Origin of the sequence: Flavobacterium sp. (assembly GCF_043773265.1) — a bacterium.
Taxonomy (GTDB): Bacteria; Bacteroidota; Bacteroidia; order Flavobacteriales; family Flavobacteriaceae; genus Flavobacterium.
This window is the reverse complement of the sequence record NZ_JAYVFH010000053.1, coordinates 15,999-32,906: the sequence shown is the minus strand read 5'-3', so window position 1 is coordinate 32,906 and position 16,908 is coordinate 15,999. Positions and strand designations below refer to the sequence as shown.

At 28.0% G+C, this 16,908-nt stretch carries 19 protein-coding genes; 5 read left to right on the top strand and 14 right to left on the bottom strand.

Features of this window, described 5'->3' with window-relative positions:
• Nucleotides 1-290: 290 nt before the first annotated feature.
• The 8 genes from ACH2BO_RS02895 to ACH2BO_RS02860 form a co-directional block, all read right to left on the bottom strand.
• Nucleotides 291-1,211, bottom strand: coding sequence for an ABC transporter ATP-binding protein (locus ACH2BO_RS02895; protein WP_395043256.1), 921 nt, complete (start codon nucleotides 1,209-1,211; stop codon nucleotides 291-293).
• Between the two features lie 239 nt (nucleotides 1,212-1,450).
• The gene (gene dnaJ / locus ACH2BO_RS02890) at nucleotides 1,451-2,563 is read right to left on the bottom strand and encodes a molecular chaperone DnaJ (protein ID WP_395043255.1); all 1,113 of its coding nucleotides are present in this window, start codon (nucleotides 2,561-2,563) and stop codon (nucleotides 1,451-1,453) included.
• A gap of 126 nt (nucleotides 2,564-2,689) precedes the next feature.
• Complete coding sequence (locus ACH2BO_RS02885; protein WP_395043254.1) at nucleotides 2,690-3,250, bottom strand: nucleotide exchange factor GrpE; 561 nt, start codon at nucleotides 3,248-3,250, stop codon at nucleotides 2,690-2,692.
• 316 nt (nucleotides 3,251-3,566) lie between these two features.
• Nucleotides 3,567-4,472, bottom strand: a complete 906-nt coding sequence (locus tag ACH2BO_RS02880) for a TIGR01777 family oxidoreductase (protein WP_395043253.1) — start codon at nucleotides 4,470-4,472, stop codon at nucleotides 3,567-3,569.
• A gap of 244 nt (nucleotides 4,473-4,716) precedes the next feature.
• Nucleotides 4,717-5,448, bottom strand: coding sequence for a head GIN domain-containing protein (locus ACH2BO_RS02875; RefSeq protein ID WP_395043252.1), 732 nt, complete (start codon nucleotides 5,446-5,448; stop codon nucleotides 4,717-4,719).
• A gap of 2 nt (nucleotides 5,449-5,450) precedes the next feature.
• The gene (locus ACH2BO_RS02870; RefSeq protein WP_395043251.1) at nucleotides 5,451-7,196 is read right to left on the bottom strand and encodes a PspC domain-containing protein; all 1,746 of its coding nucleotides are present in this window, start codon (nucleotides 7,194-7,196) and stop codon (nucleotides 5,451-5,453) included.
• Nucleotides 7,193-7,531 (bottom strand): PadR family transcriptional regulator, encoded by a 339-nt coding sequence (locus tag ACH2BO_RS02865; RefSeq protein ID WP_395043250.1) that lies wholly within the window; start codon nucleotides 7,529-7,531, stop codon nucleotides 7,193-7,195. Before ACH2BO_RS02865 ends, ACH2BO_RS02870 begins: the two co-directional genes overlap by 4 nt.
• A gap of 118 nt (nucleotides 7,532-7,649) precedes the next feature.
• Entirely contained in the window at nucleotides 7,650-8,105 is a 456-nt protein-coding gene (locus ACH2BO_RS02860; protein ID WP_395043249.1) for a DUF4870 domain-containing protein, read from the bottom strand.
• Nucleotides 8,106-8,303: 198 nt separating this feature from the next.
• On the opposite strand from ACH2BO_RS02860, the gene ACH2BO_RS02855 reads away from it, so the two are divergent.
• Both ACH2BO_RS02855 and ACH2BO_RS02850 read left to right on the top strand, forming a co-directional pair.
• Nucleotides 8,304-8,756 (top strand): DUF4442 domain-containing protein, encoded by a 453-nt coding sequence (locus ACH2BO_RS02855; protein WP_395043257.1) that lies wholly within the window; start codon nucleotides 8,304-8,306, stop codon nucleotides 8,754-8,756.
• 80 nt (nucleotides 8,757-8,836) lie between these two features.
• On the top strand, nucleotides 8,837-9,673 hold the full coding sequence (locus ACH2BO_RS02850) for a GIN domain-containing protein (RefSeq protein WP_395043248.1): 837 nt from the start codon (nucleotides 8,837-8,839) through the stop codon (nucleotides 9,671-9,673).
• Here the strand turns inward: ACH2BO_RS02850 and ACH2BO_RS02845 are convergent.
• The 6 genes from ACH2BO_RS02845 to ACH2BO_RS02820 form a co-directional block, all read right to left on the bottom strand.
• Nucleotides 9,666-10,847, bottom strand: a complete 1,182-nt coding sequence (locus ACH2BO_RS02845) for a proline dehydrogenase family protein (protein ID WP_395043247.1) — start codon at nucleotides 10,845-10,847, stop codon at nucleotides 9,666-9,668. The two genes, ACH2BO_RS02850 and ACH2BO_RS02845, sit on opposite strands and share 8 nt — an antisense overlap.
• Nucleotides 10,848-10,895: 48 nt before the next feature.
• Nucleotides 10,896-12,188 (bottom strand): DASH family cryptochrome, encoded by a 1,293-nt coding sequence (locus tag ACH2BO_RS02840; protein WP_395043246.1) that lies wholly within the window; start codon nucleotides 12,186-12,188, stop codon nucleotides 10,896-10,898.
• 108 nt (nucleotides 12,189-12,296) lie between these two features.
• Nucleotides 12,297-12,431, bottom strand: a complete 135-nt coding sequence (locus tag ACH2BO_RS02835) for a DUF2256 domain-containing protein (RefSeq protein WP_395043245.1) — start codon at nucleotides 12,429-12,431, stop codon at nucleotides 12,297-12,299.
• Nucleotides 12,432-12,601: 170 nt separating this feature from the next.
• Nucleotides 12,602-13,249 (bottom strand): flavin reductase family protein, encoded by a 648-nt coding sequence (locus ACH2BO_RS02830; RefSeq protein WP_395043244.1) that lies wholly within the window; start codon nucleotides 13,247-13,249, stop codon nucleotides 12,602-12,604.
• Between the two features lie 10 nt (nucleotides 13,250-13,259).
• The gene (locus tag ACH2BO_RS02825; RefSeq protein WP_395043243.1) at nucleotides 13,260-13,679 is read right to left on the bottom strand and encodes a DUF2452 domain-containing protein; all 420 of its coding nucleotides are present in this window, start codon (nucleotides 13,677-13,679) and stop codon (nucleotides 13,260-13,262) included.
• A 5-nt stretch (nucleotides 13,680-13,684) separates the two neighbouring features.
• Nucleotides 13,685-13,987: a TIGR03643 family protein gene (locus tag ACH2BO_RS02820; RefSeq protein WP_395043242.1), complete on the bottom strand. Its 303-nt coding sequence runs from the start codon at nucleotides 13,985-13,987 to the stop codon at nucleotides 13,685-13,687.
• Nucleotides 13,988-14,137: 150 nt separating this feature from the next.
• Here ACH2BO_RS02820 and aroB point away from each other — a divergent pair, with 150 nt between their 5' ends.
• Genes aroB through ACH2BO_RS02805 form a run of 3 tightly spaced genes read left to right on the top strand, consistent with a single transcriptional unit; the run spans nucleotide 14,138 to nucleotide 16,889 of the window.
• Nucleotides 14,138-15,199 carry a 3-dehydroquinate synthase gene (aroB, locus tag ACH2BO_RS02815; RefSeq protein ID WP_395043241.1) on the top strand — a complete coding sequence of 354 codons (1,062 nt, stop codon included), beginning with the start codon at nucleotides 14,138-14,140 and terminating at the stop codon, nucleotides 15,197-15,199.
• 52 nt (nucleotides 15,200-15,251) lie between these two features.
• On the top strand, nucleotides 15,252-15,434 hold the full coding sequence (locus ACH2BO_RS02810) for a hypothetical protein (RefSeq protein ID WP_395043240.1): 183 nt from the start codon (nucleotides 15,252-15,254) through the stop codon (nucleotides 15,432-15,434).
• A 51-nt stretch (nucleotides 15,435-15,485) separates the two neighbouring features.
• Nucleotides 15,486-16,889, top strand: a complete 1,404-nt coding sequence (locus ACH2BO_RS02805; RefSeq protein WP_395043239.1) for an arginine decarboxylase — start codon at nucleotides 15,486-15,488, stop codon at nucleotides 16,887-16,889.
• The last annotated feature ends 19 nt before the right edge of the window (nucleotides 16,890-16,908 follow it).

The following is a 16,908-nucleotide window of genomic DNA, read 5'->3' as shown; positions in this document are numbered from 1 at the left end:
GTTTTTGGTAATCATTCCAACTTCGGTTACGTGGAAATGTTCGGGTAAGAATGTGCCGTTTGGCAACTGAAAAGTCACTCCTGTGGCAGTGCTTAAGTGTTTTTTAATTTCTGATAGTTTCATGGTGAAGAAAGTTTAGAAGTTTAGAGGTTTAAGAGTTTCATAGTAAAAAAGTTTAAAAGTTTAAGAGTTTAAAAGTTTAAACACCAACTTTATTATTATAATTTAATCTGTTCGCCATAGCAATTCAGATTCTTGATTTTTGCAATTTATTTTTGAAATTGAAATTTTTATTGGGTTACTGTTTTAATAAAAATATCGTTTACACTTGGAATTTTTTCTACGAAGTGAGTTACTTGTCCGCGTTGAACTAGAATATGTAATAATTCATTAGGAGTTGCTGTACCAAGATTTATTTCTAGTTTTAATTCGTCATTCAAGGATTTAAAATCGGTTTGAGAAAGAGTGAATTTTTGAGATAAATCATACATTAATCCTTCTATATTATTGCTCAATATTCCTACTTCATAACTATTGGTTCTGAATTGTTTTTTAACATCAGATAGTTTTCCTTCGATAAGTTTATTAGATTTATGGATTAATGCAATATGGTCACACATTTCTTCAACACTTTCCATTCGATGAGTAGAAAAAATAACAGAAGTTCCTTGTTTGTTTAATTCAATTATTTCATCTTTTATCAAATTAGCATTTACTGGATCGAAACCCGAAAACGGTTCGTCAAGAATTAACAGTTTTGGTTTGTGCAAAACAGTAACAACAAATTGAATTTTTTGAGCCATTCCTTTAGATAACTCTTGAATTTTCTTGTTCCACCAACCTTGAATTTCTAATCGTTCAAACCAATAATCTAGTTGTGCTTTGGCATCGTTTTTAGACAAACCTTTAAGTTGTGCCAAATACAAACATTGTTCGCCAACTTTCATTGACTTATATAAACCTCTTTCCTCTGGCATATAGCCAATATATTGAACATCTTCTGGTTTTAGAATTTCGCCATCAAGAATTACTTTACCACTATCTGGCATTGTAATTTGATTGATTATTCTAATTAATGATGTTTTTCCAGCACCATTTGGGCCAAGTAATCCATAAATACTTCCTTTGGGAACTGTAAGAGAAACTTCGTTTAACGCAGTAAAATCTCCATATTGTTTAACGACATTAATTACTTCTAGTATGTTATTCATAAATTATTATAAATGTCAATGTCAAGAATCAATTGCAATTTCAAATTTTATTTTAATTGATATTGATTTTTGACATTGTTATTGTTATTCAATTTGTAAAAGTACTGAATTAGTAGCTATTTGAAAGTATTTGTTACAAAAAAACCCACCCTTATTTTGACACAAGGATGGGAAAAATTGCTATGAAAAAGAAATTACCTGTTTCCAAGTAATCCTCAAATATATATATAAATTTACAACTATGAAAACATATCTTTAACTTTTTCAAAAAAAGATTTGTCTGTTTTTTCTGGATGCGGAATAAAGTTTTCGTCAGTTAATGATTTTTCAAAGAATTGACGTTGTTCTTTGTTTAATGTTTTTGGTGTCCAAACGTTTACATGAACGAGTAAATCACCTGTTCCATAACTGTTTATACTCGGAATTCCCTTACCTTTTAATCTCAATATTTTACCTGATTGTATTCCTTCTTCAAGTTTTATTCTAACTTTTCCGTTTATAGCTTCGATATCTTTAGAAATTCCTAAAGCAGCTTCTGGATAGCTTATATATAAATCATAATGAAGATTTTCGCCTTCACGTTTTAAAAATTCGTGTTCAAGTTCTTCTATTGCAACAATTAAATCTCCTGGAACTCCATTTCCTGGTGCATCATTTCCTTTGCTAGAAACTTTTAATTGCATCCCATCAACAACTCCTGCAGGAATTTTTATTGAAACTGTTTCGTCTTCTAGAATCATTCCTTGTGAGTCGGCATTGGCTGGTTTAGATTCTATAATTTGACCTGAACCACCGCAAGTTGGACAAGTTGATGCTGATTGCATTCTTCCCAATATTGTATTAGTAACTCTTAAAACTTGACCTTGACCGTTGCAAGTTGAACAAGTTTTATATTTAACTCCTGGAGCTTGAATTTTTCGTTTTACTTTTACTTTTTTCTCAACTCCATTTGCAACTTCTTCTAATGTAAGTTTTACTTTAATGCGAAGATTACTACCTTTTACTCGACGTTGACCACCAGAATTTCCTCCAAAACCACCACCGCCAAAAGCGCTTCCGAAAATATCTCCAAATTGACTGAAAATATCGTCCATATTCATGCCACCACCACTAAAACCGCCATTTCCACCTTCGAATGCTTGGTGACCATATTGATCGTATTTGGCTTTCTTTTGCGGATCGCTTAATACTTCATAAGCTTCGGCTGCTTTTTTAAAACTTTCTTCTGCTTGAGCGTTACCCGGATTTTTGTCGGGATGAAATTCGATAGCTTTCTTTCGGTATGCCTTTTTTATTTCGGCTTCACTTGCAGATTTTGTTATCCCTAATATTTCGTAAAAATCATTTTTCATTTAAATCTATTTTGAAAATATTTAGATGTACTATTTACATCTTTTTTTGATGTATTATTTACATCTTTTTTACACATAAAATTATGTCTAAAAAGACGTAACATGTTACGTCTCTACAAGTGGAAATTAATTTCCAATTACTACTTTAGGAAAACGAATTATTTTGTCACCTAATTTGTATCCTTTTTCTAGTACATCAACAATTTTTCCTTTCAACTTAGCTGTTGGAGCAGGAATTTGTGTAATTGCTTCTGCAAAATCTGCATTAAAAGCATCTCCTTGACGAACTTCTACTTCTTCTAATCCTTTTGAGACTAATGCTGATTTTAATTTTTCATGAATTAATACAACTCCTTTTATTAAAAGTTCATCTTCAGATTTAGATATTTCAACCATTGCTCTGTCAAAATCATCTAGTACTGGCAAGATGGCTTGCAAAACTTCTTGGTTGGCAGTTTTAAACAAATCTATACGCTCTTTAGTTGTTCTTCTTTTATAGTTTTCGAATTCGGCAAAAAGACGTAAAAATTTATCTTTTTCTGTTGCTAAATCTTGTGTTAGTTGTTCTTCTACACTTAATTCTATTGTAGATTCTGTTTGTTCAGATGTGTTTTCTGTTTGATTTTCTTCTGATTGTAGTACAGTTTCGTTTTCAAGAATTACTTTATCAGTATTTTCAGTACTCATAGTGGCTTTATTTTTAAATATGTTTTTGATATTCATTTACTTGTTTTATTCCGATATTTTGGATTGCAAAAGTACTGCCATTTCTTTTAAAATGTCAAATTGTCATTAATTTATTTAATCTTTAAAATAAAAATAAATCAATAGTAAAGAAAATTTAGTAAAATTTTAAGAATATTAAGTTTTAGAAGTGTGTATATTTGAATAATATGTGTATATTTGAATAATAAAAGGTTTCATTTAGCTGAAAAGCTCTAAATAGTATTAATTCACACATAATTATTTAAAAAAAGTTCTAATAAAAAATTAGAACTTTTTTTTATTTTATACTATTCTTCAAAGCGCTTTGAACTGTACTAAATTTATATTTAAAACCAAATTCTTTTATACGAACTGATTTAATGTTTTTGCTATTAAATAATAAAACATGCATTTCTCCCAAAATTAATTTCATAATAAACTTAGGAATATTAGGTAAAAACAAAGGTCGTTTAAGATGTTTTGCAATTTGTGTTGTTAAATCTTGATTGCTAATTGTGTCTGGAGAAACAGCATTTATTATTCCTACTGTTTGGTTTTGTATTACAAAATAATAAAGATGTGCCACATCAGTAAGATGAATCCAAGATTGTATTTGTTTTCCTGAACCAAAACCTGAACCAAGATACATTTTAATTGGTTTTATCATTTCTAAAAGAGCACCACCTTTTTCTGAAAACACAACTCCGGTTCTAAGTTTAGCTACTTTAATATTTAATATTTGAAATTGATCTGCGCTTTTTTCCCATTTTATAACTAGGTTTCCTAAAAACGAATTTTCAATTTCAGTAGAAGTTTCATCATATGTTTTAATATAACTATCTGGATAAATTGCTGTGCCAGATGCAGAAACAAAGTGTTTTACTTGGTTTGGAGTCTTTTTTAGTAAATTAAAAAGTAAATTGGCTGATAAAACTCTACTTTCTATTAATTCTGTTTTATAAGATTTTGTCCAACGATTTGCAATAGAAGCTCCAGCTAAATGCACAATTGTTTCAACGCCTTCAATACAATTTTCATCAATTTTTCCTTCTTGGGGATTCCAATAAAATCCATAATAATTAGTTTTATTTATGATTTTTTGAGGAGAAGTTGTTAAATAATGAATGGTATAATTGTTTTTAATAAGTAAATTGACCAATTCTTGACCTATTAAACCTGTTGCTCCTGTAATTAGAATTTTCATTACTTTTTTTTTCAAAATTACAATTTATGATTCTAAAATGTAAGTTAATTGGTATTGGTTTAACTTTTGTTTCATGTTGAAAAAGGTTTTTTTTTGCCACAAAGTCGCTAAGATACAAGTTTTTTGTTCAAAATTTAAAATAGCACTTCGACGACACTCAATGTGACAAATTGTATACTTATTCATAAAAAAATCTCAATCGTGAAATTGAGATTTTAAGTTTTATACTATTTGAAAAATAATATTAATGTCCAGAAACACTTCCTCCAGAATTTTCTTCTTTAGAAATGTTTTTTGGAGTTCCTTCATATTCAATTGATGCTCCGCTAGATGCTTTGGCTTTTAAACTTACAATTGGATGAACTTCAGACGAACTACCGCTGGTAGATTGCGAAATGACATCATTTGCCAAAAGATTTTTAGCATCGGTTTCACTTCCGCTAGACGATGTTGATGTATATTTTAGAGCTTTTCCAGTTAACGAAATATTACTTCCACTAGTTGATTCGCTTGTAATATTGTCGAATTCTACGTTTGCATCAATTTCGCTTCCGCTATCAGATTTCACAACTAAGTTCAAACCTTTTAATGTTTCATTACTACTTAAATTTGAACCACCAGAAGCTTCTAAAGCTTCAATTGTAGGCATTTTTACTCTAATTATTTCTGATTTAGCACTATAAATATTTTCATCTGTAGTGACAATAAGAGTTCCGTTTTCTACTTTGGTTGTAATATGACTTAATAAATTTTCATCAGCTTCAACCTCAACTAAAACTTCATCTCCTTGTTCTACAATTACTTCTAATCCTCGATTTACAGAGATTTTTGTAAAAGGTTCTGTAATTTTACGTTGTTCTGTTTGAACATTTCCATTTCCTTTAATGCCATCAAAAACTTGATTGCATGATGTAAATAATAATGCAACTATTGCTGCAATAATTATTTTTGTACAAATAACTATCAATTTTATCATGATTATTTAGTTTTAACGATTATACCATCTTTATTTATTATTAAACTTCCAGGTTCGCCAGTTCCTGTTGTAGTTTGAATTACTTCTTTTCCGTTAACTTTTACAGAAATAGTTTTTATAGAATCTGTTTCTTCAATTACGTTAATTTCTTCGGTGTCAATAGTGTCGTCAAATTCATTTTCATCAACTGGACAATTTAAACATTTAACATTAGAATCGCCAACTTTATAAATGTATTTATCTGAACTAAAGTGCAAGTTAAAATAATTATCATCAGATTCATCAAAATTCTGAACCGTTTCGTCTGCTTTGAATAATGTACCTTTTGGTAAATATAAGAATAATTCAACTCTTTGATTTCTAAATTTATTTTCAACTTTTGATAGTAAATAATTATCTAATATTAATTGATTGCCAATGATTTTATAACTATACATAATTTCTTTTGCACGTTTTTTAGCTTCAACAGACGATTTTCCAACGGCTAATTTTTCAACTTGAATGTATGGTAGCAATTCATCAGTATTTAATATTTTAAAACTAACATTGTTAGAGTAAATAATTTCTTTACCATTTTCATCTTGTGTTAATTGAAAATCTGAACGTCTATAATTTTCTTTAGAATAAAAATCATTGTTTTTAAATTTTACAAAAAGAGTATCGGTTTGAGCAATTTTTATTGTTTCTTTTTTAAGATCTTTTGCCTCAGATGAAATTTGTGTTAATTCATTAATTCCTAATGAAATTAATATTCCTATTGCAATTATCCAAAGAGCCAACAAACTATATTTAGCAATATTTCCAATTGATTTTAAATTAGTTACCAATAATTTTAATCCTAAAATAAGCAAGAAAAACAAAGGAATTCCAAATGATAAAAGAAATAAAATTCCTTGAATCCAAAGTGGAGTTTCAAGCCCAATTGGCGTGCTAAAATGGTTAATTATTGTGTTTTGTGGCAACGATGATGAAAACATTAAAACTATTGAACCAATACAAACTCCTAGTAACGAAAGTGATGAAAACACAACGATTAAAGCTCCTAAAACTTTTGCAAAAGCTCCAAAAACTGCTATAAAGGCATCACCTAATTTATTTCCAACGTTTTCTGTATTGAATTTAATTTGGTTTCCCAATTTATCATAATCTGTATTTTTTATTTTATTAGAAATAGTATCAAATTCTTCTCTAACTTTTTTTTCGATGTTAGAAATAGTAACTGGTTCGCCAGTCATTTCTAATTTTTCTGATGTTGTAATGGCTTTTGGAGTTGCTATCCAAAAAATAAAATAAGCAATAATTCCAGATCCACCAACAAAAGTAAATAGTATAAATAAAATTTTTATCCAAACTGAATCAATTCCAAGATAATGACTTAAACCAGTTGCAACTCCTCCAATTAATCCTCTATCTTTGTCTCTATAAAGTTTTTTAGATTTTCTTGGAACATAAAATTGTTCTGTTTTAGAAGTTTCAGAATCATCATCAATTCTATAATCTTCTGGTTGTCCCATAACTTTTACAACTTCATCTACATCAATATTATTGATAACATGTTTATCACTTTTTTGTCTTTCTGTAAAAAGCTCTGCAACTCGCATTTCTATGTCTTTCATTATTTCATCTTTGCCAGATGAATTAGAAAGTGAACGTTTAATAGCATCAAAATATCTTGATAATTTTTGGTATGCATCTTCATCTATATGAAAAAATAAACCACCTATATTAATATTTACTGTTTTGTTCATGATTTTTGTTTTTGATTGGTTATAATATTTACTGCATCAGACAATTCTGTCCAAGTACCATTTAATTCGTTTAAAAATGTTTTTCCTAATTCGGTCAACTCATAATATTTTCTTGGCGGACCAGAAGTTGATTCTTCCCAACGATAATTGAGTAAACCATCATTTTTTAATCTTGTCAATAGCGGATAAACTGTTCCTTCTACTACAAGCAATTTTGCGTTTTTTAAGGTGTCTAATATTTCAGATGTGTATGCTTCTTTTTCTTTTAAAACAGATAGGATGCAGAATTCTAAAACACCTTTTCGCATTTGAGCTTTTGTGTTTTCAATATTCATAATTCGGTTTTGATTTTTTAACCTGTTTGCCAACAGGTATGATTAAACTGTTCATTTTTTGATTTTAGATCCACCAAAGGCGGACAGGTTGATTGTTATTGATGATTGAAACTAATTTTTATTTAAAAAATGGTATTGTTAATGGATATTTATATTTTTCTCCGTTGGATGCTTTAACGGCAGCATAAACTATCAATATAAATTCAATTATTTTTAGAAAGCCAAAGATTATTATTGCTAGTAAAGCCAATATTGCCATTCCTGTAAAGTCATTGAAGTTAAAGTTATGAAATTCAAAATCATTACCATTCAAAATAGTTGAAAAAGCAACATTTTTAAAAACCATGTAAATTATTATTGGCACCGCAATCATGCATAAAATGATACTGTATAATAAAATACTCAACTGAAAATTTAATATTTGTTTACCATTATAGTTAACAAAATCTGAGTCTTTTTTCTTTGAACTCCATATAATTATTGGAAAAATAAAATTTCCAAAAGGAATAAAATATTGAGATAAAGCACTCAAATGTGTTAATGATGAAACTGTTCTTTCGTTAGATGGATTCATGATGATTGATTTTTTGTTGATGAATAAAAATAAAAAACTAACATTACTATCTATAGACCATTAATTTCTTATACAAAGATACAACCAAAAAAAGGTATTATGCATTACAAAGTACTAATATTTAACATTAAATTAACATTGCTGGATTTAAATACTTATACATCATTTGTTGTATATTTACAGCAAAATCAGTACCTAATGGATATTTCACCTACTAAATTAAATACCTTTTTATTTTTCAAATTACCTTCAGCTTTTTTATGTGGCGTTAGAGTAAAGTCGATTTCACTTGAAAAATGTGAAGTTACTGTTAAGCATCGCTGGTTAAACCAAAATCCTTTTAACTCTATGTATTTTGCAGTGCAAGCAATGGCAGCCGAGCTAACTACTGGAGCTTTAGTGATGTATCAAATAAAAAAAAGTAAAAAAAATATTTCAATGCTAGTTGCCAATAATAAAGGTAATTTTACAAAAAAAGCTAAAGGAAGAATAACATTTACTTGCAATGAAGGAAATTTTATTGAAGACGCAATCAATAAAACCATTGCATCAGGTGATGGACAAACAATTTGGTTAAAATCAATAGGAGTTGATGAAAAAGGTGATCAGGTTTCTGAAATGGATTTTGAATGGAGTGTAAAAATTAAATAATAAAATGTTTTTGCTAATTATTCAAACCTTTTAATAAATTTGCCACAGCATCTGAACTAATTTCAGAAGAAAGAAAAAAAATGAAAAAAATTGTTTTAATTATAGCTTTGATACTTGTCACTTCGATAGCATTTTCTCAAAAAAAGGAAAAGGTAAAAGGTTCTAAAATTGTTACTACAGAAATAAAAAAAATTGAAGCTTTTGAATCTCTTGAAGTAGCAGATAATATAGAAGTTTTCTTAATAAAAGGAACAGAATGTGGATTAGAAATTGAAGCTGATGATAATCTTCATGATGCAATTGATATTGTAATTAATGGTTCTACTTTAAGATTATCAACTTTAAAAAACGCCTTTGGTTTTAAAAAACTTAGCATTAGAGTTACCTATAAAGACGATTTTGATTCGGTAATAACTAGAGATGAATCTTCTATTATTGCACTTACCGATATCGAATTAGATACAATAGTTTTTAAAAGTTATGATTCTTCTAAACTATTTTTGAATTCTAAAACTAAGAATTTCACCTTATTAATGGATGATAAATCTAAGGTAGAAATAAATTCAAAATCAGAAAAAACTTCAATTAGTTTGAGTAAAAATGCTAAAATTAAAGCTCTGATTGCTGCTACTGATTTAAAATTTGATATGTATCAAAAATCTGATGCAACAGTTGAAGGAGATGTTAATGATATTACTTTAAGATTAGACAACAATGCAAGTTTTATTGGCAAAAACTTAGTTGCTAAAAATGCAGAAATTACTACTGAAGGATATACCAAAGCAAGTATAAACATTAAATCTAATGTAATAATTGACGCTTCTGGAAAATCTGAAATTCAATTGTATGGTGATCAAAAAATTGAAATAAAACGATTTGTTGATAGTGCAATATTAATGAAAAAAACAACTAGATAATAGCTTGTTTTCCTTTTCGTCTATCTCTTTCTGTTTTTAATAAATTTAATTCTCTACTAGTTTGTCCTGCAACCGAAGTGTTTTCTTCGGCACGACGAATTAAATATGGCATTACATCTCTAACTGGTCCAAATGGTAAATATTTAGCCACATTATAACCATTTTCGGCAAGATTGTAACTTATATTATCACTCATTCCATACAATTGACCAAACCAAATTCTATTATCATTTTTAGAAATTCCATTTGCAATTTGCATTTCCATTAACTTGTATGAACTTTCTTCGTTATGAGTTCCTGCAAAAATTGCCATTTTGTCAATATGTTTCATCATATAATCAACAGCAACATTATAATTATCATCTGTAGCTTGTTTTGAAGCACAAATTGGTGTTGGATATCCTTTTTCATTGGCACGTTTATGCTCTTTTTCCATGTATGCACCACGAACTAGTTTCATACCAATAAAAAAACCTTCTTTAATTGCTCGTTCATGTAAAGATTTTAAATAATCCATTCTATCCCAACGGTACATTTGAAGTGTATTAAAAACAATTGCTTTTTCTTTATTGTATTTTCGCATCATTTCTTCAACTAAATTATCTGCTGCGTCTTGCATCCAACTTTCTTCACCATCAATTAATAAGGCAACATCTTTTTGGTGAGCAGTTTTGCAAATTAATTCAAATCTTTCTTTTACTTTATTCCATTCCTCTTTTTCATCATTAGAAAGTGGTTGCTTCTCTCCTATTTTTACATACAAATCCATTCGTCCTAAACCAGTTGGTTTAAAAACTGCAAACGGAATTGCTATACGTTCTTTGGCAAATTCAACAGTTTTTAATGTCATTTCTAAAGCAACATCAAATTGAGCTTCTTCTTCTTTACCTTCAACAGAATAATCTAAAACAGATGAAACACCTTTAGTATACATTTTATCAACAACAGTTAAGCAATCATTCTCATTGATTCCTCCACAAAAATGGTCAAAAACTGTTGCACGAATTAAACCATCAACTGGCAAATGAGCTTTTAATGCAAAGTTTGTAACTGCAGTTCCAATTCTTACCAAAGGTTCATTGGCAATCATTTTAAAAAGAAAATATGCTCTATCTAATTCAGTATCACTTTTTAAACTAAAAGCAACTTGTGTATTGTTGAAAATTTTATCCATCAAATTTTTATTAATTATGCAAATATAATTAGAGTTTTACAATATTTTTTATGAATTTAACCACAAATTCCTATACACTTTGTTTTTATCATAATCAGAAGCTTGTTTTTCAATATTAAAATAACGATTTCCTCTTGGATCATTTCCAACTCCAGCCAAATAAGCCCAATTTCCCCAATTACTAGAAACATCATAATCAATAAGTTGTTGCTCAAAATAAGCAGCACCAAATCGCCAATCAAGTTTTAAATCGTTACAAAAATAACTGGCAACATTTTGACGTCCACGATTACTCATAAATCCTGTAAGTTTTAATTCTATCATATTAGCATTAACAAAATCGACTCCAGTTTTGCCATCAATCCAATCTTGAAGTTTAAGATTATTATGTTTATTTACTTCAATTCCTTTGCCTTGAAATCCGGCTTGTTGAAAAAATTTAGTGTTGTATTTTTTCATCATAAATCTAAAATAATCTCGCCATAACAATTCAAAAATTAGCCAATAAGTTGATTCATTAGCTTCAAATTGTTTTTCATACTTTTTTAATTCCTGATAAATAAATCTCGGAGAAATACAACCTAAAGCCAACCAAGCTGAAAATTTGGACGAAAAATCTTGACCAACCAAACCGTTTCTTGTTTCTTTATATTGTGAAATACATTTAGTTTCAAAAAAATAATGATTTAATCGATTGATGGCTTTGGTTTCGCCACCTTTAAAATCAATAGCTGCTCTTGAATCAATAGCTATATATTTTAAATTTAATTCTTCTAATGTTGGCAAATCTAGTAGTGCAATTTCTGGTGATTTGATATGAATTGGCATTTTAAAAACACTTCTAATTACTGCATCTTTTTCGGTTTTTTTTCTAAAATTGGTAAAAACATCTGGAATATCTTTTATCGAAAAAGGTAAATCTTCTGCATGATACAATGTGCTTGTACTAAAAGATTGAAATTCACATTTAAGTTTAAAAAGTTCGTTTTGAACTAATGTTTCTGTTTGTCTTTCTTCATGAGAAACTTCTCTTTTTGCAAAAACTTTAGTTGCATTATATTCTTGAACAATTTTTGGGATTTCGATTTCAGGTTTTCCTTTAACTATTAATAATCCTGAACCTAGTTCTCGCAAGTTTTTATCCAAATCAATTAAAGATTCTAATAAAAATTGCGCTCTAAAACTTCCTGTTTTTTGAAATCCAAATTCAGTTGTATCAAAATGGGAATCGTCAAAACAATAAACAGGAATAATAATATCACTTTGTGAAATTGCTTTGATAAGTGTTTCATTATCGTGCAAACGTAAATCTGTTTTAAACCAAACTATTGCAGTTTTCATATTTTTATTGCTTTTACTACAGATTTAAAAAGTTTAATAGGATTTGAAAATTACAAATCAAATTTCTACCTAAAAAAATCTTTATAATCTGAGTATAAAATTTATAATTTATTGTTTCTTGCATTTATCGCTACAATATTTTACTTTATCCCAAACTCTTTCCCATTTTTTTCGCCAAGTGAATGGTTTTTGACAGACAATGCAAATTTTAGTTGGTAAGTTTTGCTTTTTTACTCCGTGCATTTTTATCTTGTATGGGTTACTCAAGTGTTTATTCTTAATTTCTTTCGTTATTGCTTAAAGTTACACTAATTCTAGTAATTTTAAATTGAACTAAAAGTTAATTTTAAAGAGTTTCTGATTAATCATTTATTAATTTATATCACCTTTAAATATAAAAACTAATAAATCTTCTATTCAATTCTTTTTAATGAAGTAATTTCTTTATCAGTTTTAGCATAACTCAATCGATCTAATTTAATAGTTTTGTGATAACTATCTAGACCTGAACATGTAACTGTATTTGCTTTTTCTAAATCGACAAAACCATCTTCGAGCAAGCAATTTTCTGGAATATTAACTTGAACAATTTCTCCAATAACCATTATAGTATTGTTTATTGAAATATCAATTTGCTCTTTAAATTCAATTCCTAACTGAATATTGCTTTCAGCAACAAAAGGTGCAAAAAAGTTATTTTTATATTCCGTGTTTAAACCTGTTGCATCAAATTCTGAAATATTTTTGTCATATCTAGCAGATGTTTGATGCGCTTGTTTATAAGTATTTTCATTAATATGATTGATAGAATAAAATCCTGTTTCAATAATATTATTATATGTATTCCGTTCTGGCGGTGATGGACGAAAGATTATACCTATTAGTGGTGGATTTGCTCCAATATGAAAAAGTGAACTAAAAACTGCTAGATTAGTATTTTTATCTTTATCAGAAGTTCCAATTAATGCAACACTTTTAAAACCGCCTATACTGTTTATAAAATGAACACGTTCTTGTTTATCCATTAACATTATATCTTCTAAACTGAAATGTTTTTGCATTATTTATTATTTAGGAGAAAACAATTTCAGTTTGATTTAGAATAATCCACTTTTTATTACTATTCAATTTAAAAGTGCCAATGTGTTCTTTATTCCATTCTTGAGGTGAAATTAATGATAGAAAATTTATTCCATCATCACCAAGATATAAATGATAAATTTCGCCAATAACTGGTTCAAATGAAAATTTAGAATTGTATACCAATTCATTCCATTCATATTCTTTCATTAAATTATCATATTGAATTTTAAGTTCATTAAACTTATTTTCAAATTCCTTATTTACATTACTGATTCCTCTACTTTTCCAAGAAAACACATCATCAACTTTAATTGCTGGTGCGCCAACACTTGTAGAATATGGTAATAAACTTGCATTATATCCATCCATTTCAGAAAAAACAACATTATCGGGTTTCTTACTTTCCATATTAATTAGCGTTTAGAAATTTTATTATTAGAAATTGCTCTTTGCAAATTGCATTTAAATCTGTCTATTCCTTCGATTCTTTTAGAAAAATGTTTTGTTTTACAATTTTCAACTCTTTCACGCCATAATTTGTAACTTCTAAATTTTAATTCCTTTTTCATTAGTGCTTTTACGTCAGCTTCTGCTAATCCAAATTGAAATTTTATAGCATCAAAAGGAGTTCTATCTTCCCAAGCCATTTCTATAATTCTATCAATTTGAATATCTGTAAAATTAGTATTCTCTAGGATTGCAATAATTGGTTTCAAAATATTTTTGTTTAATCTTTATAATAAATAATTAAACAAAATTACAAATTTTTATTTATTATCAAGCTCATTTTATAATTTAATTATATAATAATTCGCATATATGATAAAAAAAAAGTGACTATTTTTGTTCAAAATTTATACGTCACTATGCAATCAATCGAGGCCAACGGATATTCAATTTTTTTTAACGAAATTGGTTACGAAAGAATTAATCAAATTATCGATGAAAACAAATATTCTTCAATTTTTATAATTGTTGATGAACATACTAATGAATTTTGTCTTACTAAATTATTGCCAAATTTGGCAGTTGAAATTCCTATTGAAATTATCGAAATCGAAGCCGGAGAAGTAGTAAAAAATATTACTACTTGTGTTGAAATCTGGTCTATTCTTTCAGATTTGAGTGCAGATAGAAAAAGTTTAATAATTAATCTTGGTGGTGGTGTTATTACAGATATTGGCGGATTTGTTGCATCGACATTTAAAAGAGGAATCGATTTTATTAATATTCCAACAACATTACTAGGAATGGTTGATGCATCAATTGGCGGAAAAAACGGTGTTGATTTAGGAAATTTAAAAAATCAGATTGGAGTAATAAATGTTCCTAAACTTTTATTAATTGATACTAATTTTTTAGAAACATTGCCTCAAAAAGAAATGCGTTCTGGATTGGCAGAAATGTTAAAACACGGATTGATATTTGATAAAAATTATTGGAACCAATTTTTAGATTTAAAAACATTAAATTTTGAAGATTTAGACCAATTAATATATCGTTCTGTAGAAATAAAGAACGAAATTGTAAAACAAGATCCAACCGAAAACGGAATTAGAAAAGCACTTAACTTTGGTCACACACTTGGTCACGCTATAGAAAGTCATTTTTTAGAATCAAGTTCACCTTTATTACATGGCGAAGCAATTGCTATTGGAATGGTTTTAGAAAGTTTTATTTCTAAAGAAAAAAAATTGATTTCTAATACTGATTATCTAGAAATAAAAAATACTATTTGCAACATTTTTGACAAACATCAATTTTCAGAAAATGACATTAAATCTATATTAGAATTGATGATTCATGACAAAAAAAATGAGTATGGTAAAGTGCAATTTGCATTACTAAATGGCATTGGAAAAACAACAATAAATCAAGAGATTGATAACAAATTGATTATCAATAGTTTTGAGGATTATAAAAACTAATTATTTTTATTAAAATTATTGCATTTCAGCTATTTATTTTTCTACATTTGTCATGATGAATAAAAACAACAACACCAATACTTATAGAAGTTTTACGCTAAAAACCAATACCGGTTTTCAAGTATTGTGTGTAACTTTCTTGACATCAATTAGAACTATCTTAGGATTGTTTTTAGAAATAATAAAATCAGAAACAACTAAACTACCTATTGTTTATGCAAATATTAGGGTTTGAACGAAAGATTAATTCCAAATAATAAATTAATCTTCTAAAAATAAAAACCTAATGAATACAAAATATTTCGACTTAATAAATCAAACTTACTATTTTCCTCAAGAAGAATTTACATTAACTAAAGATAGTGCGCTTCAATTTCATAATATAGATTTAATGAAATTGGTTGAACAATACGGAACACCATTAAAGTTTACCTATTTACCACAAATTTCTGCCAATATAAACAGAGCCAAAGCTTGGTTTAGAAAAGCTATGGAAAAAAACAAATATGAAGGTAAATATTACTATTGTTATTGCACCAAAAGTTCTCATTTTGAATACATAATGAATGAAGCTTTTAAAAACAATATTCACATAGAAACCTCATCAGCATTTGACATTAATATTGTAGAAAATTTATTAGAAAATGGAAAAATAAATAAAAGCACCTACATTATTTGTAATGGTTTTAAAAGAGATCAATATATAGAAAACATTGCTCGATTAATTAATAATGGACATAAAAACACCATTCCAATTATTGATAACTATGAAGAACTTGATTTGCTTCAAGCAGAAATTAAAGGAAAATTTAAAATAGGAATTAGAATTGCTGCCGAAGAAGAACCAAAATTTGAGTTTTATACTTCTCGTTTAGGAATTGGATATAAAAACATTGTTGCTTTTTACAAAAAGCAAATACAAGAAAATGATAGATTAGAGCTCAAAATGCTTCACTTTTTTATCAATACAGGAATTAATGACAACGCTTATTATTGGAACGAATTAGTTAAATGTATTAAAGTATATATTGCATTAAAAAAAGAATGTCCTTCGCTTGACGGATTAAATATTGGTGGCGGATTTCCTATCAAAAACTCGTTGGCATTTGAATATGATTACCAATACATGATTGACGAAATTATCAATCAGATAAAAATTGCTTGTGAAGAAGCAGAAGTTGATGTTCCAAATATATTTACAGAATTTGGTTCGTTTACCGTTGGCGAATCTGGTGGAGCAATTTATCAGGTTTTGTATCAAAAACAACAAAACGATAGAGAAAAATGGAACATGATTGATAGTTCATTTATTACAACTTTACCAGATACTTGGGCAATTAACAAGCGATTTATAATGTTGGCAATAAACCGCTGGAACGATCAATATGAAAGAGTTCTTCTTGGCGGAATGACCTGTGATAGTGATGATTATTACAATTCAGAACAAAACATGAATGCCATTTATTTACCAAAATATAATAAAGAAAAGCCATTATATATAGGATTTTTTAATACTGGTGCTTATCAAGAAACTATTGGTGGATATGGAGGATTGCATCACTGTTTAATTCCGCAACCAAAACATATTTTAATTGATAGAGATGAAAATGGAATTCTAGCAACCGAAGTTTTTTCTGAACAACAAACTTCTGATGATGTATTGAAAATTTTGGGTTATACTAAGAAATAAGCTACAAATATCTATAAAT